Genomic DNA, 24,169 nt, shown 5'->3' with positions numbered 1-24,169 from the left:
GCGGCTCCGCCGGAATAGCTCAGTTGGTAGAGCGGCGCATTCGTAATGCGTAGGTCGTAGGTTCGATTCCTATTTCCGGCACCAGCTGCACCAGAAGGGCCGCCCGCAGGGGCGGCCCTTCTGCTTTCAGCTCACAGCACGGCCCGCTGGCTCAATCCCCGATCGGGTTGATCTCGTCCACGAAGGTCAGCAGGTCCGCCATCGTGTACCGGCCCGCCGCCGTGGGCGTGGCCCCCGGCTTGAACAGACTGGGCTCGAACAGCGGATTCTGCCGACGGAACGACAGCGCATCGCTGTCCAGCAGCCCGATGAACGTCTCCGCCACGATCCGGCTGCCCACCTGACCCAGCCGATCACCGTTCTGCTGCACCTGGGCCTCCTTCAACAGGTAATACCAGAGCGGGGTATTGCTCCCCAGCCCCTGCGCAATGAGCACCTGCCCATCCAGCCCGCCGCCCAGCTCCTGCGGGGTCAACGGCGTCAGCTGCATGGCCGCCGCCACTGCCTGGCCCGAAGGCAGGCCCATGCGTACACCGCGCATCAGATTGCGCGTGGGCAGCGAACCACCCCCATTCGGCAGGCCGTGCAACTCCGCCGCCAGCAGCGGATCGATTTTGCGCGTGGCGTCGGGCGTCACCCCGCCGCCGGGCAGGTCGTAGAAGCGCCGCCAGTCGATGATCCAGTCGCTGGGCACCGGAATGTCCGCCGTGTTGCCGCTGCCCGACACCCCGCTGAAGCGGAACAGCAGCGCCAGCGTCGCCGGCGCCACGCCCCCGAACCGGAACACGCGGTTGTAGTTGTACGCATTGCGTACCTGCGAATGACCGAAGCGGTACGCCGCCACCGAAAACTCCACCGGCATGAACGCCTCCCCGGTGAAATCGAAGAACCGGCGACCGTTCTGCACCACGTCGGCCAGCACCGCGGCATCGCACAGGCGTCCCAGGAAATCGTCGATCACCATCCGCTGGTAGTGCCAGGTGACCAGCTTCCGCGCCTCGGTGAACAGGCCAGCCTGCGGAAAGCCCTCCGCCTCCAGCTTGTCGACGCACTTGTTGTGCAATTTGATGAAGGCCAGGTGGGTCTGCGCGACCACCAGGTTCTCATCGTTGCGCGGATCGCCGATCACCGCCGTGCCATTGAGCCGCAGCAGATCGTTCGGCATCCCGGCCGGGATCGATGCGTCGCCCTGGCCCGTCTGCGTGGCGCCCACGCGCAGCTTGCGTCGGCCGGGTTCGTACAGATACGGCTGCGTGGACGGGCCGGTGCCGTACACCGAATCGAGATCCAGCTTGGGCGTCCGGAAATTGAAGACCGCCTGCGGATCCACCAGCACTTCCGGCATGGCGGTGGGGTCGAAGGTGATGTCGTGATCGATGAACTGCCCGAGATACGTGAAGCCGGAAGGGATGCCGGGATTGTCGCGGGTGGGATCCGCGCCGGCCGGGTCACGCATCGCATCGCCCAGCGCTGCGAGGACGGCATCGTCCACCACCAGCCCGGGCAGGTTCGGAAACATGCGCCCGAAGCGGCCGGGATCGAACACTGGTCCCTTGGGCGGTGGCGTCTCGTTGCGGGGATCGTAGCCGTGCTGCGGCCAACTGGCGGGCGATGCGCCGTAGCTGTAACTGCACTTGCCGTAAGCGTGCGTGTTGCCGGCGGCGGATGCGGCCTTCGGGATCACGCGGGTCGCCTTGGGGGCGCGCGTGGATGCTTTCTTTGCGGACGTCTTCTTCTTGACAGCCATGGTGAATCTCCATGTTCGGAAGTGGAGTGCCGACGACATGGCAGGGGCACGCCGCCGGCACCACGTGCGATGGACGCGATGGCGTCTTCCGGGAACGTGATCGAAAGACACCACCGCGACGTTTGCAGCGACATCGCGTGAATGCCAACGCGCCGGTGGCGATGCGCCGGCCTACCGTATGTCGAGAAGTGGAGGGTTTCGCGCGGTATTAACGCTGTCCGGCGACGCCACGGCGCGCGGGTGATTCAGTCGCTCAATGAAAGCGATAGGAGGTGCCTTCTGCGAGTGCGGTTCGCACGGGCACAGGCGGCCGCGTACCCGCGACGTGATGGGATGCGCCGACCCGCGCTTCAGCCACGTGGTCGCCTCGTCCGCTCGCGATGGATCTCGCCAGGCGAGATTGCGGGCGGCTACAGTAGCTGCTCATTCGAGCATGAGTGTTCCGGTGGCCAAGACTTCCACGAAGACCCGTACTGCCTTTGTCTGCGGTGAATGCGGTGCCGACCACAGCAAGTGGCAGGGCCAGTGCGCCGACTGCGGGGCGTGGAATTCCCTCAGCGAGATCGTGCTGGAAACCGCCGCCAGCGCACCCGCTGCCGCCCGCCGCTCAGGCTGGGCCGGCAAGGCCGAGGCGCCGAAGGTCACCGCGCTGAAGGACGTGCGCCACAGCGAGGAAGCGCGCGTGAGCACCGGCATCGGCGAGTTCGACCGCGTGCTGGGCGGTGGCCTGGTGGAGGGTGCGGTGGTGCTGGTGGGCGGCGACCCGGGCATCGGCAAGTCCACGCTGCTGCTGCAGGCCGTGGCGAAGATGTCGGCCAGCCTGCCGGCGCTGTATGTCACCGGCGAGGAGTCGCTGGCCCAAGTCGCCGGCCGCGCCGTGCGCCTGGACCTGCCGCTGGACAACCTGCAGGCCCTGGCCGAGACCGGCATCGAGAACATCCTGCAACACGCCTCGGTGGCACGGCCGAAGTTGATCGTGGCCGATTCCGTGCAGACCCTGTGGACCGAATTCCTGACCGCTGCCCCCGGTTCGGTCAGCCAGGTGCGCGAGAGTGCGGCACGGCTGGTGCGCTATGCCAAGGAGACCGGCACGGCCGTGTTCCTGGTCGGCCACGTGACCAAGGAAGGCGGCATTGCCGGCCCGCGCGTACTGGAGCACATGGTGGACGCGGTGCTGTATTTCGAAGGCGAGAGCGGCAGCCGCTTCCGCGTGCTGCGTGCCTTCAAGAACCGCTTCGGTGCGGTCAACGAACTGGGCGTGTTCGCCATGGGCGAAAAGGGGCTGAAGGAAGTGCCCAATCCGTCGGCGATCTTTCTCTCCGGCAGCGCCCAGCAGCCGGGCAGTTGTGTGATGGTCACCCGCGAGGGCACGCGTCCGCTGTTGGTGGAAGTGCAGGCGCTGGTGGACAGCTCGCCGCTGTCCAACCCGCGCCGCGTGGCGGTGGGCCTGGAGCAGAACCGCCTGGCCATGCTGCTGGCAGTGTTGCACCGGCATGGCGGCGTGGTGGTGGGCGACCAGGACGTGTTCGTGAATGTCGTCGGCGGCATTCGCGTGCAGGAAACCGCAGCCGATTTGCCGGTGCTGCTGGCGGTGCTGTCCTCGCTGCGCGACCGCCCGCTGGCCGAGAAGACCGTGGCCTTCGGCGAAGTGGGCCTGTCCGGCGAGATCCGCCCTGTGCCCAACGGCGAGGAGCGCCTGCGCGAAGCAGCCACGCACGGCTTCAAGCGCGCCATCGTGCCCAAGGGCAACGCGCCGAAGTCGGGCACCTTCAAAGGCCTGGAGGTGGTGGCGGTGGAACGGCTGTCGCAGGCGCTGGAGGCGGCGGCGGAGTAGGGGCTGGCGCGGATTCCTTGTAGGAGCGACGTAAGTCGCGACCGCACGGCTGATGCGCGCGCCAACCCTCCAAGGTGTGTCGATCTCGCGGTCGCGACTTACGTCGCTCCTACAAGAAGCAGGTCGCGACAAGCATCAGAGCCGCATTCCCAGCCAGATCACCGCTTCCGTCGAGACGCGCACGATCGGGGTCAGGATCGGCGGCCAGAAAGCGCCGGAGTGCATCGCGTCACGGCTGTGATCGTGATGCTCCTGTTCTTCCACGACGATGCGAGACACCGCATCGAAGGCATCCGCGTCGGTGGACGCGAGCTGCTGCCGTTGCTCCATCAGGTGCTGCAGCACCACGCTTTCGACGGCATACGTGGTGGCCGCGATGGCGGATGGTCCCAGCAGGCCGGTCACCAATCCCAACGTCCAGCCGCCGACACCGCACAGCACATAGCTGCGGCAGCGACGGACACCGCGTGCCTGGAGGCGATCTTGAAACAGGGTGCGATGACCGAGTTCGTGATCGAGGAAATGCCGGAGCAGTGGCACCAACTGCGGCGCGGTCCACCGCGACACCAGGATCTGCGCAAGATAGATGTTGACCGCGCCGTGTTCGCCTGCGTGATCGACCTTCAGGATCCGGTCGCCCAGCGGCGTACTCAACCGCGCCTCAGCACCATCTCGTAGACGAACTTGCTGCCGAAGAACGCCAACAGCAGTAACGCCATGGCGGTGAGGGTCCAGTGCACGGCCTTCGCGCCGCGCCAGCCGTAGCGCCAGCGGCCGACCAGCAGGGCGCCGAAGGTCAGCCACGACAGCACGCTGAGCACGGTCTTGTGGGTCAGCTTCTGGACCAGGAAGTTTTCGACGAAGAGCACGCCGGTCAGCAGCGTGGCGGTCAGCAGGATGAAGCCGACCGTGATCGTGCGGAACAGCAGGTCTTCCAGTTCCGTCAGCGGGGGCAGGGCACGCAGCCAGAGGTGGAACTCGCGCCGGCGCAGGGCGCGTTCCTGCGCCCACAGCATCAGCGCCAGCAAGGCGGCGATGGCCAGCGCCGCGTAAGCGAGCAGCGCGAGCCAGGCGTGCAGCTGCAGGCGCCAGTCCAGCCCGCTGGAGGCCCGGTGCCCGTACAGGTGGTAGACCACCAGCAGCAACGCAGCCAGGGGGAACGCCACCACGCCGAGGGCGGCCATGCGGCCTTGGATCGCGACCAGCAGCGTCATCACCGCCATGCCCAGCGACACCAGGGACAGGGCCGCGAAGAAATGCATGTCCGGGCCGCCCGGCGTCCGCCAAGCCACCAGCAGGTGATAGGCGCCCTGCAGCAGCACGCCGCCGAGCGCGGGCCACAGCCACAGGCGCATGCCTTCGCCCGGATCGCGGCCGACGGAGCGGACCAGCAGGCCGGTGGCGAACAGGTAAAGCGCGACGGCAATGAGAATGACTGTCATCGGAGCAGTGTCGCACAGCGGGCCGGCAGGAAGGCAGGGGGCGGGCGCGGCGCGACCGCATATAATTCCGGTCCGATTTTCCCCGGTCCCTTCCCCCCATGTTCGAATCCCTGACCCAGCGCCTCTCCGGCACCATCGAACGCCTCCGTGGCCGCGGCCGCCTGAGCGAGGAGAACATCCGCGAGGCTACCCGCGAAGTCCGCATCGCCCTGCTGGAAGCCGACGTGGCGCTGCCGGTGGTGCAGGCGCTGATCGAGCGGATCAAGGTGCGCGCCGTCGGCCAGGAAGTGCTGAAGTCGCTGACCCCGGGCCAGGCGCTGATCAAGGTGGTCCGCGACGAGCTCACCGCGGTGATGGGCTCGCAGGCCACCGACCTGAACCTCAACGTGCCCGCGCCCGCCGTCATCCTGATGGCCGGCCTGCAGGGCGCCGGCAAGACCACCACCGTGGGCAAGCTGGCCAAGCACCTGCGCGAGAAGCGCAAGAAGAAGGTCATGGTGGTCAGCGCGGACGTTTACCGTCCCGCCGCGATTGAGCAGCTGAAGACGCTGGCGCAGCAGGTGGATGTGCTGTTCTTCCCGTCAGATGCGGGGCAGAAGCCGGAGGCCATCGTCCGCGCCGCCATCGACGATGCGCGCAAGTCCTTCGTCGACGTGCTGATCGTCGATACCGCCGGCCGCCTGGCGATCGACGAAGCCATGATGGCCGAGATCAAGGGCCTGCACGCGGCGGTGAAGCCGGTGGAGACGCTGTTCGTCGTCGACGCGATGACTGGCCAGGACGCCGCCAATACCGCCAAGGCCTTCAGCGAAGCGCTGCCGCTGACCGGTGTGGTGCTGACCAAGACCGACGGCGATGCGCGCGGTGGCGCGGCGCTGTCGGTGCGCTACATCACCGGCAAGCCGATCAAGTTCATCGGCGTGGGCGAGAAGCCCGACGGGCTGGACGTGTTCCACCCCGAGCGCGTGGCCAACCGCATCCTCGACATGGGCGACGTACTGTCGCTGGTGGAGCAGGTCGAGCAGAACGTCGACCGCGAGAAGGCCGAGAAGCTGGCGGCCAAGGTCATCAAGGGCAAGAAGTTCGACCTCAACGACATGCGTGACCAGCTCGAGCAGATGCAGAACATGGGCGGCATCAGCGGCCTGATGGACAAGCTGCCCGGCATGGGCCAGATCCCCGAGCACGTGAAGCAGCAGGTGCAGCAGGGCAAGGAAGTGCCGCGCATGATCGCCATCATCAATTCGATGACGAAGAAGGAGCGTCGCAATCCGGCGCTGCTCAACGGTTCGCGCCGCTCGCGCATCGCCAAGGGCGCCGGCCTGACCCCGGCCGACGTCAACAAGCTGATGAAGCAGTACCAGCAGATGGAAAAAATGATGGGCAAGCTGGCCGGCGGCGGCATGAAGGGCCTGATGCGCAACATGAAGGGCATGATGGGCGCGCGCGGCGGCATGCCGTTCCGCTGAGGCTTTTTGCCTGTTGTGGGAGCGACGTGAGTCGCGACCGGATGCTGTCGGCCTCCATGGTGTTTTCGTTCTCGCGGTCGCGACTCACGTCGCTCCTACATTGAAAAAGCCATACGCCGCATGACCTCCGCTTTCCTCAATGGCCAACCCGCCACTGCCGACGACCTGCGCGCGCTGGCGCTAGCCAACTACGGCCACTTCACCTCGATGCAGGTGCGCGATGGCGCCGTGCAGGGTCGTGCATTGCACCGGCGGCGTCTCGAAGAGGCGACGCAGGGGCTGTTCGGCACGCGACTGGATGGCGACGATGCGCTGAAGCAGGCCGCACGCGCGATGCAGGAAGCCGGGCTGCGCGATGCGTCCGTGCGCATCACCGTGTTCTCCACCCGCTTCGACTACCGCGACCCGGCGCGAATCGTCACCCCGGACGTGCTGGTATCGCTGTCGCCGCCGTCATCGCCGGACAAGCCTGCGCTGCGGGTGAAGTCCTATCCGTTCGTACGTCCGCTGCCGCAGTACAAGCACGTGGGCACCTTCCCGCTGTTCCACTACCGCCGCCAGGCGCTGGCGGACGGGTACGACGACGCGCTGTTCGTCGATCCGACCGGGCAGGTGGTCGAGGGGTCGATCTGGAACCTGGGCCTGTGGGACGGGGACCGCGTGACCTGGCCGAACGGGCCCGCCCTGCGCGGCACGGCCGAACGACTGTTGCAGCAGGCGCTGGACCAGGCTGGTGTCCTGCAGCGGCATAGGCCGGTCAGGCTTGAGGAACTGGATGGCTATCAGGCGGGCTTCGCCTGCAACGCCAGTGGCTTGCAGCCGGTGATCGCACTGGATGGTGTCGCATGGGGGGCTGATACCACCCTGATGGCGCGCCTGAAAACGGCCCTGGAAAGCGTCCCGTGGGTGCCGCTGGCCTGACCGGTCCGGGGGTGGGTTTTCCTGACCGATTCAATGGCTTAGAATAGTCGGCTTACCTCGCCATTCTGGCGACTGGGCAACACTGGAAAATACCATGGTCAAGATCCGTCTCACCCGCGGCGGCGCGAAGAAGCGCCCCTTCTACCACATCATCGTCACCGACTCGCGCAGCGCGCGTGACGGCCGCAACATCGAGCGCGTGGGTTACTACAACCCGGTCGCCGCCGGCAACGAAAAGCGCGTCGAACTCGACGTGGCCCGTGTCGACCATTGGGTCGGCAACGGTGCGCAGCTGACCGAGAAGGTCCGCAACCTGTACAAGGAAATCAAGACCGCTCCGGCGGCCTGATGGCCTTGGCCGCGCAGACCGCGCGGCCGTCCGTACGCATGAACACCGAGCGCCCACCGACCCCGCAGAAAATGATTCTGCTGGGAAGGCTCCTGGGCGCTTTTGGTGTGCGCGGCCAGATCAAGATCGAATCCTGGACCGAGCCGCGCGAGGCCATCTTCCGCTACCAGCCGTGGACGCTGCGCGACGCCAGCGGCGTCGAACGCGAATTCACTGGTGCCCGTGGCAAGGCCTCGGGCAAGCACCTGGTGGCCACGCTGCCGGGCGTGGAAGACCGTGATGAGGTGGAGGCCATGCGCGGGCTGGAGATCTTCGTCCCGCGCTCCGCGCTGCCACCTCCGAGCGCGGGCGAGTTCTACTGGGTCGATCTGGAAGGCCTGCGCGTCATTAATGCCGACGGCACCGATTTCGGCACCGTATCGCACCTGTTCTCGACCGGCGCGAACGATGTGCTGGTGGCGCGCGGCGACCGCGAGCGCCTGATTCCGTTCGTGGATCCTGACTATGTCCGATCGGTGGATTTCGAGGCGGGCGTGGTCACCGTGGACTGGGATCCCGAGTTCTAGCCGCCTCGCCGGCGACCGCCGTGGCGGTTACCCTGCGTTCCCATCGAGTTGCAGCCGATCGCCATGCGTATCGACGTCATGACCCTGTTCCCCGAGTTCATTGCCCAGGCGGCCGCCGTTGGCGTGGTCGGGCGCGCGCAGGAGCGTGGGCTGCTGTCGCTGCATGGCTGGAATCCGCGCGACTACGCCACCGGCGGTTACCGCCGTGTGGACGACCGTCCGTTCGGTGGCGGTCCCGGCATGGTGATGATGATCGAGCCGCTGCAGGCCTGCCTGGAGGCGGTCCGTGCCGCGGATGCTGCGCCGGCGCCCCTGATCTACCTGAGCCCCCAGGGCGCGCCGCTGACCCAGAAGAAGGCGCGCGAACTGGCTGTGCTGCCGCGCATGATCCTGCTGTGCGGCCGCTACGAGGGCGTGGACGAGCGTTTCCTCGATGCCGAGGTGGACGAGGAACTGTCCATCGGCGACTACGTACTGTCCGGCGGTGAACTGGCGGCGGCCGTGGTCATCGACGCGGTCGGCCGCCTGCAGGACGGCGCGCTGAACGATGCGGATTCGGCCATCCAGGACAGTTTCGAAGGCGATGGCCTGCTCGATTGCCCTCATTTCACCCACCCGTCCAGCCACCCGTTGGGTGACGTCCCGGCGGTCCTGCGGTCCGGCGACCATGCCGCCATCGCCCGCTGGCGTCGCCAGCAGGCGCTGGGGCGTACTTGGCTGCGCAGGCCCGACCTGCTGAACGAAGCGGGCCTGACCAAGGCCGACAAGGCCCTGCTGGCCGCCTTCCGGGCAGCTCAGGCCCGTGGTGACGGGGCAGGGTAGCCAGTCCGGCCGGGAATCCGGTAGAATGCGCGACCCTTGGGCGGTTCACGCCCCCGGATCCCATAACAATATCGTGCGGCGCAATTCGGCGACTGCATCAGTTTTCGTTGTCGCAAGACACAATCACGCATACAAGCATTGGTGCCAACATGAGCAAGCTCCTCCAGGAATTCGAAGCCTCCCAGATCACGCGCGAGCTGCCCGCGTTCGGCCCCGGTGACACCGTGGTCGTCAACGTGAAAGTGAAGGAAGGCAACCGTGAGCGCGTGCAGGCGTACGAAGGCGTTGTCATCGCCAAGAAGAACGCCGGCCTGAACTCCGCGTTCACCGTCCGCAAGATCTCGCACGGCTACGGCGTCGAGCGCGTGTTCCAGACCCACAGCGCCACCATCGACTCGGTCGAAGTGAAGCGCCGCGGCAAGGTCCGCGCCGGCAAGCTGTATTACCTGCGCGAACTGGAAGGCAAGGCCGCCCGCATCAAGGAAGACCTGGCTGCCAACGCCGCCGCCAAGGTCGCCCGCCAGGCCGCCGCTGCAGCCGCTGCTTCCGCCGAGTAAGTCCGGCGCAAGCGTGTCGCAGGAACGGCCACCTTCGGGTGGCCGTTTGCGTTCCGGCGAGCGGATTCCGGTGCAGACTAAGGCGTGCCGGGGTGCGTACGGGCACAAGGCTGAGCTGCGGTTTCCCATCTTTCCTGCACGCCTGCCCTGAGGCGGCACTCTCCATATTCCGATGACCGATTCTTCCGATGCTTCCGTTCGCTTGGATCTATGGCTCTGGGCGGCCCGTTTCTTCAGGACGCGCAGCCTGGCCAAACAGGCCATCGAGACCGGCAAGGTCGACGCGGCGGGACAGCGCGCGAAATCCTCGCGCGCAGTGCGGGTGGGCGACGTGCTGGCGGTGACGCGGGGCGAGGACGTGTTCGAGATAGAAGTCCGTGCGCTCAGCGACAAGCGCGGCCCGGCGGCCGGAGCGCAGGCGCTGTACGTGGAGTCCGACGACTCGCGGGCGCGGCGTGTCGCCGCGCTGGCGGCACGGCAGGCAGAGCGTGCCGGCTACCAGGCGCCGCAGTCGCGACCGGACAAGCGCGCGCGCCGCCTGATCCGCGCGTTGGGCGACATCGATGCGCTGTAGCCGTACCCGCGCCTGAAACGGAAGAAGGGCGCCGATGGCGCCCTTCCTTGTTGCAACTGTGCGCTACGTGGAAGCGGATCAGCGTCCGCCGCCCAGCATGCCGCTGCCGATTTTGAGGATGTCGCCCAGGCCCAGTTGCCCATCGCCGTCCTGGTCAAGCACGGCGCCGAGCAGGCCCCCACCCAGTCCGCCTTGCTGCTGCGCGACCTGCCGCTCCTGGCCCAGTACCTGGCCCAGTGCGCTCGGGTTGGCGTTGCCTTGGCCCAGGAAACGCTGGGCCAGGAAGGACAGCACGATGGGTGCCAGTATCTTCATCAGCATCGCCGACTTGTCGCCGCCCAGTCCCGTCGCCTGGCCGAGGCTGGCTTCCGCTCGCGGCTGGGATCCGCCGAAGATGTGACCGAGGATGGCGGCCCCATCCGTCTGGCGACTGGAGGCCGAGCCACCTCCCAGCACCGCACCCAGCACGCTGCCAAGATCCAGGCCGGCATGGTCTTTCTGCAGCGCGCCGAACAGCGCCTCGGCGCCCTGGGGCTGCGCGGCATTCTTGCCCAGCGCACCCAGCAGCAAGGGCAGGGCCGCCGCCACGGCGCCGGAGGTCTGCATCTGTCCCACGCCGAGTTGCTGCGAGACCTGCTGCAGCGGTGCGCCCTGCAGTTGGGCGAAAAGTTCTTCTGCGAGTGACTGGTTGCTCATCGTGTGGCCGTCCTCCTGGACGAGTGATAGTGGCGACGATCATCCTAGCGCCAAACGATGTGACCACCGCCTCACAATAGCGGGCGCCGACCGGCGGGCCGGGATCGGCCCGCCCCCACCTCAGGCGTGCAGGCCGTCCGGCGCGCCCATCGGACTACGCCAGGTCGAAGCGATCCAGCTCCATCACCTTGGTCCAGGCGGCGACGAAATCCTTCGCGAGCTTCTCCTTGCCGTCGGCGCTGGCGTAAACCTCGGCGAGCGCGCGCAAGACGGAGTTGGAGCCGAACACCAGGTCCACGCGCGTACCGGTCCATTTCGCGGCACCGGTCTTGCGATCGCGACCTTCATAGCGGTTCGCGCCAGTCGCTTTCCATTCCGTGCCCATGTCGAGCAGGTTGACGAAGAAGTCATTGCTCAGCACGCCCGGCGTGTCGGTGAACACGCCCTCGTTGCCGCTGCCGGCATTCGCACCCAGCGCACGCAGGCCGCCGACCAGGACCGTCATCTCCGGTGCTGTCAGGGTCAGCAACTGGGCACGATCCACCAGCAGATGTTCGGCGGGCACCACCGAACGCCCCTTGAGGTAGTTGCGGAAGCCGTCGGCGAAGGGTTCAAGCACGGCGAACGACTCGACATCCGTCTGGTCCTGGCGCGCATCGGTGCGGCCCGGCCGGAACGGCACGCTGACATCGAGGTCGCCGGCCTTCGCCGCCTGCTCCACGCCAACGCCGCCGGCCAGCACGATCAGGTCGGCAAGCGAAACCTTCTTGCCACCGGATGCGTCCAGATTGAACTCTATCTGGATGCGCTCCAGCGCCTTCAACACCTTCGCCAACTGCTCAGGCTGGTTCACTGCCCAGTCCTTCTGCGGGGCGAGGCGGATCCGCGCGCCATTGGCGCCACCGCGCTTGTCGCCGCCACGGAAGGTCGAGGCCGAGGCCCATGCGGTCGAGACCAGTTCGGGCACCGACAGTCCCGACGCCGCGATCTTCTTCTTCAGTGCGTCGATGTCGGCCGCATCCACGCTGGCGTAGTCCGCCTTGGGAAGCGGGTCCTGCCATACCAGTTCTTCCTTCGGTACTTCCGGGCCGAGATAGCGCGCGCGCGGCCCCATGTCGCGATGGGTCAGCTTGAACCATGCGCGTGCGAAGGCTTCCGCGAAGGCCTGCGGATTCTCGAGGAACCGCTTCGAGATCGGGCCGTAGATCGGGTCGAAACGCAGCGACAGATCGGTGGTGAGCATCTTCGGGCGTTGCTTCTTCGACGCGTCGTGCGCGTGCGGCACGTCCTCCGGTGCGTCCTTGGCGACCCACTGGTGCGCGCCCGCAGGGGACTTCTCCAGTTCCCATTCGAAGCCGAACAGATTCTCGAAAAACTTGTTGCTCCACAGCGTCGGTGTCTGCGTCCAGGTCACTTCGATGCCGGACGTGATCGTATCGCCGCCCTTGCCGCTGCCGAACCTGTTGTGCCAACCGAAGCCCTGTTGCTCCAGATCACCTGCTTCCGGTTCGGCGCCCACATTGTCGGCCGGGCCGGCACCATGGGTCTTGCCGAAGGTATGGCCACCCGCGATCAGGGCGACGGTTTCTTCATCGTCCATCGCCATGCGGCCGAACGTGTCGCGGATATCCTTCGCGGCCAGCAACGGGTCGGGATTGCCGTCCGGGCCTTCGGGGTTCACGTAGATCAGGCCCATCTGGACGGCGGCAAGCGGATTCTCCAGCCGGCGCGAGTGCACGTCGCCGTCGGCATCGTCGTCGGAGACCAGCACGCCTTCATCGGTCGGTTTCTCCACGCCTTCGGAGCCATGCGCATAGCGCACGTCACCGCCAAGCCAGGTGGTTTCGCGACCCCAGTACACGTCCTGGTCGGGTTCCCAGGTGTCTTCGCGGCCACCACCGAAACCGAAGGTGCGGAAGCCCATCGTTTCCAGCGCCACGTTGCCGGCCAGGATCATCAGGTCGGCCCAGGAGATGCTCTGCCCGTACTTCTGCTTGAGCGGCCACAGCAGGCGGCGCGCCTTGTCCAGGCTGACGTTGTCCGGCCAGCTGTTGAGGGGCGCGAAGCGCTGCTGCCCGCGACCGCCACCACCACGCCCGTCGCCGATGCGGTAGGTGCCTGCGCTGTGCCAAGCCATGCGAATGAACAGACCGCCGTAGTGGCCGAAGTCGGCCGGCCACCAATCCTGCGAATCGGTCATCAGGTCGCGCAGGTCTTTCTTCAGCGCGTGGTAGTCGAGCTTCTTGAAGGCGTCGGCATAGTTGAAGCCGCTGTCCAGCGGATTCGAGCGCGCGGAATGCTGGTTGAGCAGGTCCACGCGCAGCTGGTTGGGCCACCAGTCGCGGTTGCCGGTGCCGCTGCCAGCGGTCTGGTGAAACGGGCACTTCGATTCGGTGGTCATGGGTGTGCTTCCTTTTGCCGTCGGGTGTGAGTGGGAAGGAGTCGGATCAAGCGTGAGACTGCGGTTGCCATGGGGCCGGCGCATCAATGGCGCAGGTCAGCCGCGCATGCTGCAGGGAGGAGGCGGGAGGGGCCAGCGGTTCTTCGAGACGGCGGGCGCGTGCGGGGCGTATCGGATGGCGGGCATGCGCATGGCTGACGTCCTGCGGGCGTTGGCGGATGGCGACCAGACTAGGTAATGCGAACGATCAATGAAAATCGTTTGTGACGAAGAGTTCGATAGCGCAGTTCAATGGTGCACTGCGCAACCGGCACCCGTTGGCGCACGACGATACGCCGCGCGCGTTACGCGGATGTTGTACGGACGTGCGCGACGCAACTATCGCAAGGTGCCGGTCGGCACCGGATCAGTCGTGCGGCGGTCGGGGAGTGGGGTCAGAGCAGGGCTTTCAGCCGGTACATGGCTTCGAGTGCCTGCTTGGGCGTCAGTTCGTCCGGATCGATCGCGGCAAGCGCTTCCTGCGCGGCCGATGGCCTGGCGGCGAACAAGCCGAACTGCTGCGGGGCATCGAGCGCTTGTGGCGCCATGTCAGAGGCGTGCGTATCGCGGCCACGCTGCTCCAGTTCGGCCAGGCGACGACGCGCCTGCTGCAGCGTGGTCCTCGGCAGGCCGGCAAGCGCGGCCACCTGCAGGCCGAAGCTGCGGTCCGCCGCGCCTTCCTTCACCGCGTGCATGAAGACCAGCGTATCGCCGTGTTCGACGGCATCGAGGTGCACGTTGGCGATGCCGCTGTCTGTTTCGTTGGCCAACGCGGTCAATTCGAAATAGTGGGTGGCGAACAAGGTGTGGCAGCGGTTGGTTGCCGCGAGATGGCGCGCGACGGCGTCGGCCAGCGCCAAACCGTCGTAGGTCGATGTGCCGCGGCCGATCTCGTCCATCAGCACCAGTGACTGCGCGGTGGCGTGGTGCAGGATGTAACTGGTCTCCGCCATCTCGACCATGAAGGTGGACTGCCCGCGGGCGAGATCGTCACCGGCGCCGATCCGGGTGAGGATGCGGTCGACCGGGCCGATGACGGCGCGCGAGGCGGGCACGAAGCTGCCGATATGGGCGAGCAGCACGATCAGCGCGTTCTGCCGCATGTAGGTGCTCTTGCCGCCCATGTTCGGGCCGGTGATGACCAGCATGCGCCGCTCTTCGTGCAGGTGCAGGTCGTTGGGCTCGAAGGGCTCCTTGCGCACTGCCTCCACCACGGGGTGGCGGCCGCGCTCGATCCGCAGGCCCGGCACATCGTTGAGTTCCGGCTGGGTCCAGTCCAGTGCCTGCGCCCGCTCGGCGAATGCGGCGAGTACATCGAGTTCGCTGAGCGCGGCAGCGCAGCGCTTCAGTGGTTCGAGTCGTTCGTTGAGCGTGTCCAGCAGCGCGTCGTAGAGCAGCTTCTCGCGCGATAGCGCGCGTTCGCGTGCCGAAAGCACTTTGTCCTCGAACTGTTTCAGCTCTTCGGTGATGTAGCGCTCGGCGCCGGTCAATGTCTGCCGGCGCGTGTAGTGCACCGGGGCCTTCTCCGCCTGGCCCTTGCTGATCTCGATGTAATAGCCGTGCACGCGGTTGTAGCCCACCTTCAGCGTGGGAATGCCGCTGCTCTCGCGTTCCCGGGCTTCCAGGTCGACCAGGAACTGGTCCGCGTGGGTGCTGAGTTGGCGCAGTTCGTCCAGCTCGGCATCGTAGCCGTCGGCCAGCACGCCACCATCAGTGAGTTTGAGCGGCGGCTGCGGTGCGATGGCGGCCAGCAGCAGCGACGCGGTATCAGCGTGCTCACCCAGCTCCATCGCCAGCGCCTGCAGGCGCGGCGCATCCAGTGGCACCAGGTACGCACGCACGTCCGGCAACAGGGCGAGGCCATCGCGCAGCGTGGACAGGTCGCGCGGCCGTGCAGAGCGCAACGCCACACGGGTGAGGATGCGTTCCACATCGCCCAGCGCACGGAAGCCCGTCCGCAGCTCGCCATCGGTGCCATGTTCGATCAGGGTGGCCAAGGCCTGGTGGCGTTCGCGCAGCACGCGCTGGTCGCGCAGCGGCCGGTGCAGCCAGCGACGCAGCAGGCGCCCCCCCATTGGCGTGATGGTGGAATCGAGCACGCCGAGCAGCGTGTGCCGCGTGTCGCCGTCGACGCGCGTATCGAGTTCCAGGTGGCGGCGCGTGGCCGCGTTCATGGCGATGGCGTCGCCGGCCGATTCCACTGCGATCGCGGTCAGGTGGGGCAGGCGCTGCTTCTGGGTTTCTTCCACATAACCGAGCAGGGCACCCGCAGCGCCCGTGGCGAGCGGCTTGTCATCGATGCCGAAGCCGCTGAGATCGTGCAGGCCGAAAAAATTCAGCAACTGCCGACGACCGCTGTCAGGATCGAACAGCCAGGGCGCCCGGCGGCGCACGCCGGTGCGCTGCTGCAGGAACGCTGGCCAGCCTTCTTCGTCGGGGACCAGCAGTTCGGCCGGCTCCAGGCGCGAGAGTTCGGCCTCGAGGGCGTCGTCGCTCTCCAGCTCGTTGACCATGAAGCGACCGCCGGCCAGGTCCGCCCATGCAAGGCCATAGCCCGAGCGGCCGCGCGCGACGGTCATGAGCAGCGTATCGCGGCGCTCGTTGAGCAGCGCTTCGTCGGTGACGGTGCCTGGGGTGACCACGCGCACCACTTTCCGTTCGACCAGCCCTTTCGCCAGTGCCGGATCGCCAATCTGCTCGCAGATCGCCACCGATTCGCCCAACGCCACCAGTCGTGCCAGGTAGCCTTCGCAGGCATGGACCGGCACGCCCGCCATCGGGATGGGCGCGCCACCCGAACTGCCGCGCTGGGTCAGCGTGATGTCGAGCAGCCGGGCCGCCTTGCGGGCATCGTCGTAGAACAGCTCGTAGAAGTCGCCCATCCGGAACAACAGCAGAAGGTCCGGGTACTCCGCCTTGGCGGCGAAGAACTGCTTCATCAGGGGCGTGTGTTCCGACTTGTCTTTGCTCACGAGGCCTGTGGGGAGGGGAAGTGCGAAAGGGTGCTGATTGTAGCGGCTGGGCGAGCGTGGCCGCGGAGTGGAACGAGGTGCAACCACCTCGGTTGGCAGCGCGCGTAATGAAAGTTCCGCACGATCGTTCGGAAAATCAGTGACTTATCCATGCCAAAGTGATGGCCTGCGTATCGACGCAGTGCAGAATGCCGTGCTGTGAAGTGGGTGTTAATTTCGCGTTGACGCAAGGGGAGTTGCGTTCGCCACAGCGGCATCGCTGCACGTTACACCGGAAACACACAAGCACCCGTCGCCAGCACATGACCCTTGGAGGGGAGAACATGGTCACCGCATCGCCCAGGCACAAAGCGCTTTCACTTGCCGTCTTCGCCGCGCTCTGCGCCAGCTCGCACGCGTATGCGCAGCAGGCCGCACCCGCGGCAGAGGAAGAACCCACCACGTTGGCGACCATGACGGTCACCGCGCAGAAGCGCGAGGAAGCCATGCAGGACGTGCCGATCTCGGTGACGGCGGTGTCCGAGCAGCTGCTGCAGGACACCGGCGTGCGCGACATCAAGGACCTGCAGGTCCTGGTGCCCGGCCTGACCGTCACCAGCACCCAGAGTGAAGCCATCACCACCGCCCGTATCCGCGGCGTTGGCACGGTGGGTGACAACGTCGGCCTGGAGTCATCGGTCGGCGTGGTGATCGATGGCGTGTACCGTCCGCGCAACAGCGTCGGCTTCGGCGATCTCGGGCAACTTGAACGCATCGAGGTGCTGAAGGGGCCGCAGGGCACGGTGTTCGGAAAGAACACCTCGGCCGGCGTCATCAATGTGGTCACCCGCCGCCCGAGCTACACCCAGAGCGCGGAGGGCGAAGTCACGGTCGGCAATTATGGTGCGCTGGGCGTGTCCGGCAGCTACAACGATGCACTGGGCGAGGCGGGTGCATTCAACATCTACGCAGCCAAGCGCAAGCGCGACGGCTGGATGGATGTCCGCACGGGCAACGGCCCGCGCCAGGAAACCGACGACAACGACCAGAACTTCCACACGGTGCGCGGCAAGCTGTTGCTGGAGCCCTCGGAGAACCTGGAAATCCTGGTGTCCGGGGATTTCACCAGCCGTGAGGAGAACTGCTGCGCGGCGGTGCAGACCACGGTGGGTGCCACGGCGGCGATCCTCAATGCTCTGGTCGGGGGCAAGGCGGTTGCAGCGCCGGGCGACGATCCGTTCGACCGGGTGGCCTACAGTAACCGTCCCACCACGCAGGACATCAAGGAAAATGGCGTGGCCGTCGAGGTGAACTGGGATTCGTCCTGGTTCGGCGGCGCCACCCTGACGTCGATCACCGCACAACGCGAGTGGGAGGCGATCAACGGCCTGGACTATGACTTCAGCACGGCCGATATCCTGTACCGCGTGGCAGACGAGGACGAGTCCTTCACCGGCTTCAAGACCTTCAGCCAGGAGTTCCGCCTGACGGGCGGCAACGACCACATCGACTGGATGGTCGGTGCGTTCTATACCGACGAAGACCTGGACCGTACCGAGACCTATCGCATCGGCTCGCACTACGAGCCCTATCTGTCGGTTGCGCTGCTGTCGATCATCAATCCGGCTCTGGGCCAGTCGCCGACCGCGCCGCTGTTCCTGTCGCAGGCGACGGGCCGCCCGTTCGGCACCGTGTTCGCCGGCCTGGGTGCGCTGGATACCTACGAGCAGAGCGCCAAGAGCACGGCGCTGTTCACCAACAACACCTGGCACGCCACCGATGCGCTCGACCTTACCCTGGGCCTGCGCTACACCCGCGAGAAGAAGACACTGATCTCGAACTACAGCAACCCGAACGGCGGTGCAGGCTGCGGTTCGATGCTGGCCAACCCGGCGCAGGTGGTCGCCGCGCTGGTGGCGCGCGGTCTGACGGTCGCGCAGGCCAGCGCCGCGGCGCCGACGGTGGTCGGCTACGGCTGCCTGCCGTGGGCCAACCCCCTGCACAACGCGCCCACGCGCGACACGGTGCAGGAGCGCGAAGAGAAGGAATGGTCCGGCACGCTGAAGGCGGCGTACCGTTGGAACGAGCACGTCATGACCTACGGTTCGTTCGCCCGCGGCTACAAGGGCGGCGGCTTCAACCTCGATCGCGTGCAGTCGTCCAACGGTCTGTCCAGCGGCGGCACGGGCATCCTGCCGGTGCTCGACACCTCGTTCGCGGGCGAGTTCGTCGACAGCTACGAACTGGGCGCCAAGACCACGTGGCTGGACGGCAACCTGTTGTTGAACGCCACCCTGTTCCACCAGAAATACGAGGACTTCCAGCTCAACAGCTTCCTCGGCACCAGCTTCGTGGTGCGCTCGATCCCGGAAGTCACCTCGCAAGGCCTGGATGCGGAACTGCTGTGGCAGCCTCGCTCGATCCGTGGCCTGATGCTGCAGGGCGGCCTGATGTATGCCGACACGCAGTACGGCGACAACATCCCAGGCGGTGACTTCGTGGCGCCCACGGGCGCGCTGTACAAGCTGCCTGGCTCGCAGATGAGCTTCGCGCCGAAGTGGTCCGGGTCGGCGTCGCTGACCTATGAGTGGGATGTCGGCAGCCTGATGGCGCGCTTCAACATCGGGGCCAAGTACGTGTCCAAGTACAACACCGGTTCCGACCTGGACCCGGAAAAGATGCAGGACGCCTACGCCGTGGCCAACGCACGGTTCGGCATCGGCGCGCAGGACCAGCGCTGGATGCTGGAATTCTGGGGCACCAACATCACCGACGAGGACTACGTGCAGGTCGGCTTCGATGGGCCGCTGCAGAACGTGTCGCCGGCGCCGAACAACCCGTTCAACACCTTCAATGCGTTCCTTGGCGCCCCCCGCATGTATGGCGTGACCCTGCGCGTGCGTTACTGATCCCCTTCGCAGAACACCGCGAACGGCCCGCCTCCCAGGCGGGCCGTTTTCTTTTTGGGGCCGCACGGCGGGGCGACAGCGCCGCACAAATCGGCTACAACACGCACGCCCCCCAGTCGGAACCGATAATGTCCGTCCCCACCGATGAAGAACTACGCGTCCTGGCCCACCGTCTGGGCGAACGCCTCAGGCAAGGCCGCGATCATCTGGTCACGGCGGAAAGCTGCACGGGCGGCTGGATCGCCAAGTGCGTGACCGACATCGCCGGTTCGTCGGACTGGTTCGATTGCGGTTTGGCGGCGTACAGCTACGAAGCCAAGCAGGCCCTGCTGGGCGTACGGCCGCAGACGCTGGAGACGCATGGTGCGGTCAGCCGTGAGACGGTGATCGAAATGGTGTCCGGGGCGCTGGTCAGTTCGGGTGCCAGCGTCGCGGTGGCCGTGACCGGCATTGCCGGCCCGGGTGGCGGGAGCGCGGACAAGCCGGTGGGTACGGTCTGGATCGGCTGGAAGCGGCGGGGCGGCTATGCGCGCGCCGAGGTTTTCCAGTTCTCCGGCGACCGCGATGCCGTGCGCCGGCAGACGGTGGCGACCGCGCTCGACGGGTTGGAACGGTTGTGATCGCGGCGACCCTGCGCGGAGGAATACGGTGATGTGGGAAACGCTGGGCACGGTGCGCGATCTGGGCCGATTGCAGGAGATCGCATCGGTGTTGATCCGCTGGGGCTTTGGCGATGTCGTCAAGCGCATCGGCATGGCAGGCGTGCTGGAAAAGGCAGGGCGTCTGTTGCACTGGCAGGCGGTAGAGGAAGGAAGGTTGCGCATGGACGTGCCCGCGCGGCTGCGCTGCACGCTGCAGGACTTGGGACCCACGTTCGTGAAGCTTGGCCAGGTGCTGGCCACCCGCGTGGACCTGCTGCCGCCCGCGTGGATTGATGAACTCGGCCAGTTGCAGAATGCCGTGCCAGCGTTGCAATGGGAGGACGTGCTGCCACAACTGCGCGAAGACCTGGGTGCGGATCCCGAAGCGGTCTTCGACCGGATCGAGCAGGAACCCCTGGCTGCTGCCTCATTGGCACAGGCGCACCGCGCGTGGTTGGCCGACGGCAGCGCCGTGGTGCTGAAAATACGCCGCCCCGGCATCCGCGACACGGTGGAGGCCGATCTCCGGCTGCTGAAACATCTGGCCGTGATCATCGAGAAGAACCTTCCCGAGCTGCGCCGCTACCACCCGCAGCGCATCGTGCAGCAGTTCAGCGCCTCGTTGCGTCGCGAGCTGGATTTCGCCGCAGAATGCCGCAATGCCGAGCGCATCGCGCAGAATTTCGCGGGGCGCGAGGATATCGTGATCCCACGCGTGTACTGGGAGTGGACCTGCGAGCGACTCAATGTGCAGGCCTGCCTGGACGGTATTCCCGGGCGCGACCTTGCCACCGTGGACGCGATGGGGCTGGACCGCAGGCAGCTCGCGCGCACCGGGGCGGGGATCGTGCTGAAGATGGTGCTGGAGGACGGCTTCTTCCATGCCGACCCGCATCCCGGCAACATCTTCTACATGCCGGACGGCGCCATCGGCGTGATCGATTTCGGCATGGTGGGACGTGTCACCGAGCAACGGCGGTTCCAGATCGTGCGATTGCTGCATGGCCTGGTCGCCCACGACCCGGAAGCCGTGGCGGAAGTCCTGTCCGACTGGACCGAGGAGAACCGCGATATCGACGAGCTGCGGCTGCAGGAGTCCGCCGATGCCTTCGTCGACCAGTACCGCGGTGTGCCGCTGAAGGACCTGCGCATGGGCGCCATGCTCGGCGACGTGACCGCAATGCTGCGCGAGCACGGCCTCAGCCTGCCTGCGGACCTGGCGCTGATGATCAAGGCCTTCCTCACCCTGGAAGGCATGGGGCGCCAGCTCGATCCCGACTTCGACATGGCCAGCGAAGCGCGCCCCTTCCTGGAGCGCGCCATGCTGGAGCGTTATGCGCCCGATGTGCTGGTAAGGCGCGGACGGCGGACCTTGTCCGGGCTGGTGGACCTGTTGCGCGACATGCCGCGCGACGTGCATCGGCTGCTGCAGTCGGCCAGGCGTGGCAAGCTGCAGATGCACATCGAGGTCGATACGCTCAAGGTGTTCGGCGAGCAGGTGGACCGGGCCGCCAACCGCCTGACGATGGGCATCATCACGGCTGCGCTGATTATCGGTTCGTCGATCGTGATGAACAGCGTGGGCGGAGGTGTTTCCAACCGGTGGCTGATGGCGCTGGGCGTGCTGGGTTTCCTCGGCGCCGCCCTGTGCGGGGTATGGATCCTGTTCTCGATCCTGCGCAGCGGGAAACGCTGACGCTGCCCGGGTTGCCAATTGATGAAGTTAGTAGTATTACTACTAACCATGGACCTGACCGATACCCAGCATGCCATCCTCGCCCTGATCGCCGAACGGCTTGAGGCCGAGGGCATGCCGCCATCACAGGCGGAAATCGCCAAGGCCTTCGGCTTCAAAGGTGTACGTGCCGCCCAATACCACCTGGAAGCGCTGGAACAGGCAGGGGCCATCGAACGGGTGCCCGGCCGCGCGCGCGGTATCCGCCTGCTCAAGCCGCCGCTGCCACCCCAGTCGGACCTTGCATTTCCGGCTGCCAATGAAGACGGCCTTCGCGTTCCGGTACTGGGGCAGGTCGCGGCGGGTTCGCCGATCGGCGCGGACGCGGGGCACCACGACTACGTGCTGCTGGACCGGGCTTTCTTCGCGCCCGCGCCGGATTACCTGTTGAAGGTCAAGGGCGACTCGATGCGGGACGAAGGCATCTTCGACGGCGACCTGATCGGGGTGCATCGCACGCACGATGCACGGTCGGGCCAGATCGTGGTGGCGCGGATCGACGACGCCATCACCGTCAAGCTCTTGAAGATCGGCAAGGACCGCATCCGTCTGCTGCCGCGCAATCCCGACTATGCCCCCATCGAGGTACTGCCTGATCAGGACTTTGCCATCGAAGGCCTGTACTGCGGCCTGGTGAGGCCCAACCGGTGACGTCTGGCGCGAGATCGGCCGAGACGCCTTCCCGCATCGAAACGCGGTGTTTCCCGACCTCTCTCTGCGGTGAGCGCCGATCCACGCAGCTACCGCGAGCAACTAATTTCTCCCATGCCCGTCCCGTCGCAACCTGTGCGATGGCCGCTCCCCACACTGATCGCACCTGACCACCTTGACTAGGACCACGACAATGGATGAGAACAAGAAGCGCGCCCTTTCCGCCGCACTGACCCAGATCGAGCGCCAGTTCGGCAAGGGCTCGGTGATGCGCATGGGTGACCGGGTCATCGAGCCCGTGGAAATCATCCCCACCGGCTCGCTGATGCTGGACATCGCCCTGGGCATCGGCGGACTGCCGCGTGGTCGTGTGGTGGAGATCTACGGTCCGGAATCCTCCGGCAAGACCACCCTGACCCTGCAGGCCATCGCCCAGTGCCAGAAGCAGGGTGGCACCGCCGCATTCATCGACGCCGAGCATGCGCTGGACCCGATCTACGCCGCCAAGCTGGGTGTGAATGTGGATGACCTGCTGCTGTCGCAGCCGGATACCGGCGAACAGGCGCTGGAAATCGCCGACATGCTGGTGCGTTCCGGCTCCGTCGACATCGTGGTCATCGACTCCGTGGCAGCACTGACGCCGAAGGCCGAGATCGAAGGCGAGATGGGCGATCAGCTGCCGGGCCTGCAGGCGCGCCTGATGAGCCAGGCCCTGCGCAAGCTCACCGGCAATATCAAGCGCTCGAACACCACCGTCATCTTCATCAACCAGTTGCGTATGAAGATCGGCGTGATGATGCCCGGGCAGAGCCCCGAGACCACCACCGGCGGCAATGCGCTGAAGTTCTACGCTTCGGTTCGCTTGGACATTCGCCGCGTTGGCTCCATCAAGAAAGGTGATGAGATCATCGGCAATCAGACCAAGATCAAGGTGGTCAAAAACAAGCTGGCGCCTCCGTTCAAGCAGGTCTTTACCGAGATCCTCTATGGCGAAGGCATCAGTCGCGAAGGTGAACTGATCGACATGGGCGTGGAAGCCAAGCTGGTCGACAAAGCGGGCGCCTGGTACAGCTATGGCAGCGAGCGCATCGGCCAGGGCAAGGACAATTCCCGGACCTTCCTGCGCGAGAATCCTGCCATCGCCGCCAAGCTGGAATCCGAACTGCGCGAGAAGTTCCAGCCCGCCGAAGCGCAGCGCGAAGAAAGTGCCGACAACGACGGCGAATAAGCACCGCGATGGGTGAACCGGACGCGCGTCATGGTCGATGAAGCAGGAGATGCGCCGGGGGCAGGACGCCGCCGGCGCAAGCCGGTCGAGCAGACACCCCTGCAGCGCGCGCTCGGGCTCTTGACCCGTCGGGAGCACTCCCGGCGGGAGTTGTCCCGCAAGTTGACATCCCGTGGAGTGGAAGCGGCCGATGTGCGATCGGCCGTGGACCGGCTGGCGGATGAGGGTTGGCAGAGCGACACGCGCTTTGCGGAGGCCCTTGTCCGAAGCCGGGCCTCGGGTGGTTATGGTCCGCTACGTATAAAGGCCGAGCTGTCCACGCATGGGCTGGACCGCGAGGCGGTGGCGGCGGCCATGGCCACCTTCGATGGCGACTGGACCGAAGCGGCGTGCGACCTCGTCCGCCGTCGTTTCGGTCCAGCCCGCCAGATCGACCTGGCTCAACGGCGCAAGATCGCGGATTTCCTGATCCGGCGCGGCTTCGATGGCGCCGCCGTCCGTGCCGCGAGTCGGCTGGAGGCTGAGGACTGGGACGGGGCGGCCTGATAATCTAGAGCATTGGGTTGCCTCCACCTCGCCGCACCCGCATGTAGCGGAGAGAGCGGCGCGGAGATGCGCCTTCCAGCCAATGCCTGCC

20 protein-coding genes and 1 tRNA gene are annotated in these 24,169 nt (G+C 66.4%); 15 read left to right on the top strand and 6 right to left on the bottom strand.

Annotated features, from left to right (window positions below; genetic code table 11):
• Nucleotides 1-8: 8 nt before the first annotated feature.
• Nucleotides 9-84: transfer RNA gene (locus FB548_RS08695), tRNA-Thr, on the top strand.
• A 67-nt stretch (nucleotides 85-151) separates the two neighbouring features.
• On the opposite strand, the gene FB548_RS08690 is transcribed toward FB548_RS08695, so the two are convergent.
• Complete coding sequence (locus FB548_RS08690) at nucleotides 152-1,747, bottom strand: heme peroxidase family protein (protein WP_185742042.1); 1,596 nt, start codon at nucleotides 1,745-1,747, stop codon at nucleotides 152-154.
• A gap of 433 nt (nucleotides 1,748-2,180) precedes the next feature.
• Here FB548_RS08690 and radA point away from each other — a divergent pair, with 433 nt between their 5' ends.
• Complete coding sequence (gene radA / locus FB548_RS08685; RefSeq protein WP_142124378.1) at nucleotides 2,181-3,581, top strand: DNA repair protein RadA; 1,401 nt, start codon at nucleotides 2,181-2,183, stop codon at nucleotides 3,579-3,581.
• A 135-nt stretch (nucleotides 3,582-3,716) separates the two neighbouring features.
• Here the strand turns inward: radA and FB548_RS08680 are convergent, their stop codons facing one another.
• The gene (locus FB548_RS08680) at nucleotides 3,717-4,235 is read right to left on the bottom strand and encodes a demethoxyubiquinone hydroxylase family protein (RefSeq protein WP_221625924.1); all 519 of its coding nucleotides are present in this window, start codon (nucleotides 4,233-4,235) and stop codon (nucleotides 3,717-3,719) included.
• Nucleotides 4,232-5,023 (bottom strand): cytochrome c biogenesis protein CcsA, encoded by a 792-nt coding sequence (ccsA, locus tag FB548_RS08675; protein WP_142124377.1) that lies wholly within the window; start codon nucleotides 5,021-5,023, stop codon nucleotides 4,232-4,234. The genes FB548_RS08680 and ccsA overlap by 4 nt, the downstream gene beginning before the upstream one ends.
• 98 nt (nucleotides 5,024-5,121) lie before the next feature.
• Here ccsA and ffh point away from each other — a divergent pair, with 98 nt between their 5' ends.
• The 7 genes from ffh (at nucleotide 5,122) to FB548_RS08640 (ending at nucleotide 10,281) form a co-directional block, all read left to right on the top strand.
• A complete protein-coding gene (gene ffh, locus FB548_RS08670; RefSeq protein WP_142124376.1) occupies nucleotides 5,122-6,492 on the top strand; it encodes a signal recognition particle protein in 1,371 nt (456 codons plus the stop codon).
• Nucleotides 6,493-6,612: 120 nt separating this feature from the next.
• Nucleotides 6,613-7,413: an aminotransferase class IV family protein gene (locus tag FB548_RS08665; protein ID WP_142124375.1), complete on the top strand. Its 801-nt coding sequence runs from the start codon at nucleotides 6,613-6,615 to the stop codon at nucleotides 7,411-7,413.
• Nucleotides 7,414-7,507: 94 nt separating this feature from the next.
• Complete coding sequence (gene rpsP / locus FB548_RS08660) at nucleotides 7,508-7,762, top strand: 30S ribosomal protein S16 (RefSeq protein WP_142124374.1); 255 nt, start codon at nucleotides 7,508-7,510, stop codon at nucleotides 7,760-7,762.
• A gap of 38 nt (nucleotides 7,763-7,800) precedes the next feature.
• Complete coding sequence (rimM, locus tag FB548_RS08655) at nucleotides 7,801-8,328, top strand: ribosome maturation factor RimM (protein ID WP_185742041.1); 528 nt, start codon at nucleotides 7,801-7,803, stop codon at nucleotides 8,326-8,328.
• Between the two features lie 63 nt (nucleotides 8,329-8,391).
• Nucleotides 8,392-9,150 (top strand): tRNA (guanosine(37)-N1)-methyltransferase TrmD, encoded by a 759-nt coding sequence (gene trmD / locus FB548_RS08650; RefSeq protein WP_142124372.1) that lies wholly within the window; start codon nucleotides 8,392-8,394, stop codon nucleotides 9,148-9,150.
• 149 nt (nucleotides 9,151-9,299) lie between these two features.
• Nucleotides 9,300-9,707 carry a 50S ribosomal protein L19 gene (gene rplS / locus FB548_RS08645; protein WP_142124371.1) on the top strand — a complete coding sequence of 136 codons (408 nt, stop codon included), beginning with the start codon at nucleotides 9,300-9,302 and terminating at the stop codon, nucleotides 9,705-9,707.
• A 172-nt stretch (nucleotides 9,708-9,879) separates the two neighbouring features.
• The gene (locus FB548_RS08640) at nucleotides 9,880-10,281 is read left to right on the top strand and encodes an RNA-binding S4 domain-containing protein (RefSeq protein ID WP_142124370.1); all 402 of its coding nucleotides are present in this window, start codon (nucleotides 9,880-9,882) and stop codon (nucleotides 10,279-10,281) included.
• 78 nt (nucleotides 10,282-10,359) lie between these two features.
• Here the strand turns inward: FB548_RS08640 and FB548_RS08635 are convergent, their stop codons facing one another.
• The 3 genes from FB548_RS08635 to mutS form a co-directional block, all read right to left on the bottom strand.
• Nucleotides 10,360-10,977, bottom strand: coding sequence for a DUF937 domain-containing protein (locus tag FB548_RS08635; protein ID WP_142124369.1), 618 nt, complete (start codon nucleotides 10,975-10,977; stop codon nucleotides 10,360-10,362).
• A 154-nt stretch (nucleotides 10,978-11,131) separates the two neighbouring features.
• Nucleotides 11,132-13,378 (bottom strand): catalase/peroxidase HPI, encoded by a 2,247-nt coding sequence (gene katG, locus FB548_RS08630; RefSeq protein ID WP_142124368.1) that lies wholly within the window; start codon nucleotides 13,376-13,378, stop codon nucleotides 11,132-11,134.
• 434 nt (nucleotides 13,379-13,812) lie between these two features.
• A complete protein-coding gene (gene mutS, locus FB548_RS08625) occupies nucleotides 13,813-16,356 on the bottom strand; it encodes a DNA mismatch repair protein MutS (protein WP_142124623.1) in 2,544 nt (847 codons plus the stop codon).
• A gap of 356 nt (nucleotides 16,357-16,712) precedes the next feature.
• On the opposite strand from mutS, the gene FB548_RS08620 reads away from it, so the two are divergent.
• From FB548_RS08620 to recX, 6 genes are all read left to right on the top strand, one after another.
• The gene (locus FB548_RS08620; protein ID WP_142124367.1) at nucleotides 16,713-19,277 is read left to right on the top strand and encodes a TonB-dependent receptor; all 2,565 of its coding nucleotides are present in this window, start codon (nucleotides 16,713-16,715) and stop codon (nucleotides 19,275-19,277) included.
• Between the two features lie 128 nt (nucleotides 19,278-19,405).
• Nucleotides 19,406-19,897, top strand: a complete 492-nt coding sequence (locus FB548_RS08615; RefSeq protein WP_142124366.1) for a CinA family protein — start codon at nucleotides 19,406-19,408, stop codon at nucleotides 19,895-19,897.
• Between the two features lie 31 nt (nucleotides 19,898-19,928).
• A complete protein-coding gene (locus FB548_RS08610) occupies nucleotides 19,929-21,614 on the top strand; it encodes an AarF/UbiB family protein (RefSeq protein WP_142124365.1) in 1,686 nt (561 codons plus the stop codon).
• A gap of 48 nt (nucleotides 21,615-21,662) precedes the next feature.
• Nucleotides 21,663-22,304: a transcriptional repressor LexA gene (lexA, locus tag FB548_RS08605; protein ID WP_142124364.1), complete on the top strand. Its 642-nt coding sequence runs from the start codon at nucleotides 21,663-21,665 to the stop codon at nucleotides 22,302-22,304.
• Nucleotides 22,305-22,497: 193 nt separating this feature from the next.
• A complete protein-coding gene (gene recA / locus FB548_RS08600; RefSeq protein ID WP_142124363.1) occupies nucleotides 22,498-23,532 on the top strand; it encodes a recombinase RecA in 1,035 nt (344 codons plus the stop codon).
• 30 nt (nucleotides 23,533-23,562) lie between these two features.
• Entirely contained in the window at nucleotides 23,563-24,078 is a 516-nt protein-coding gene (recX, locus tag FB548_RS08595) for a recombination regulator RecX (RefSeq protein WP_142124362.1), read from the top strand.
• Nucleotides 24,079-24,169 lie beyond the last annotated feature (91 nt).

This window comes from Pseudoxanthomonas sp. 3HH-4 (genome assembly GCF_006716465.1).
Taxonomy (GTDB): domain Bacteria; phylum Pseudomonadota; class Gammaproteobacteria; order Xanthomonadales; family Xanthomonadaceae; genus Pseudoxanthomonas_A.
Note: the sequence above shows the minus strand (reverse complement) of the source record. Positions and strands in the feature narration are given on the sequence as shown.

Coding starts and splice junctions, on each gene's coding strand:
- FB548_RS08690 (WP_185742042.1), bottom strand. CDS start 1,747: ATGGCTGTCAAGAAGAAGACGTCCGCAAAGAAAGCATCCACGCGCGCC.
- radA (WP_142124378.1), top strand. CDS start 2,181: ATGAGTGTTCCGGTGGCCAAGACTTCCACGAAGACCCGTACTGCCTTT.
- ccsA (WP_142124377.1), bottom strand. CDS start 5,023: ATGACAGTCATTCTCATTGCCGTCGCGCTTTACCTGTTCGCCACCGGC.
- ffh (WP_142124376.1), top strand. CDS start 5,122: ATGTTCGAATCCCTGACCCAGCGCCTCTCCGGCACCATCGAACGCCTC.
- FB548_RS08665 (WP_142124375.1), top strand. CDS start 6,613: ATGACCTCCGCTTTCCTCAATGGCCAACCCGCCACTGCCGACGACCTG.
- rpsP (WP_142124374.1), top strand. CDS start 7,508: ATGGTCAAGATCCGTCTCACCCGCGGCGGCGCGAAGAAGCGCCCCTTC.
- rimM (WP_185742041.1), top strand. CDS start 7,801: ATGAACACCGAGCGCCCACCGACCCCGCAGAAAATGATTCTGCTGGGA.
- trmD (WP_142124372.1), top strand. CDS start 8,392: ATGCGTATCGACGTCATGACCCTGTTCCCCGAGTTCATTGCCCAGGCG.
- rplS (WP_142124371.1), top strand. CDS start 9,300: ATGAGCAAGCTCCTCCAGGAATTCGAAGCCTCCCAGATCACGCGCGAG.
- FB548_RS08640 (WP_142124370.1), top strand. CDS start 9,880: ATGACCGATTCTTCCGATGCTTCCGTTCGCTTGGATCTATGGCTCTGG.
- FB548_RS08635 (WP_142124369.1), bottom strand. CDS start 10,977: ATGAGCAACCAGTCACTCGCAGAAGAACTTTTCGCCCAACTGCAGGGC.
- katG (WP_142124368.1), bottom strand. CDS start 13,378: ATGACCACCGAATCGAAGTGCCCGTTTCACCAGACCGCTGGCAGCGGC.
- mutS (WP_142124623.1), bottom strand. CDS start 16,356: ATGAAGCAGTTCTTCGCCGCCAAGGCGGAGTACCCGGACCTTCTGCTG.
- FB548_RS08620 (WP_142124367.1), top strand. CDS start 16,713: ATGGTCACCGCATCGCCCAGGCACAAAGCGCTTTCACTTGCCGTCTTC.
- FB548_RS08615 (WP_142124366.1), top strand. CDS start 19,406: ATGTCCGTCCCCACCGATGAAGAACTACGCGTCCTGGCCCACCGTCTG.
- FB548_RS08610 (WP_142124365.1), top strand. CDS start 19,929: ATGTGGGAAACGCTGGGCACGGTGCGCGATCTGGGCCGATTGCAGGAG.
- lexA (WP_142124364.1), top strand. CDS start 21,663: ATGGACCTGACCGATACCCAGCATGCCATCCTCGCCCTGATCGCCGAA.
- recA (WP_142124363.1), top strand. CDS start 22,498: ATGGATGAGAACAAGAAGCGCGCCCTTTCCGCCGCACTGACCCAGATC.
- recX (WP_142124362.1), top strand. CDS start 23,563: ATGGTCGATGAAGCAGGAGATGCGCCGGGGGCAGGACGCCGCCGGCGC.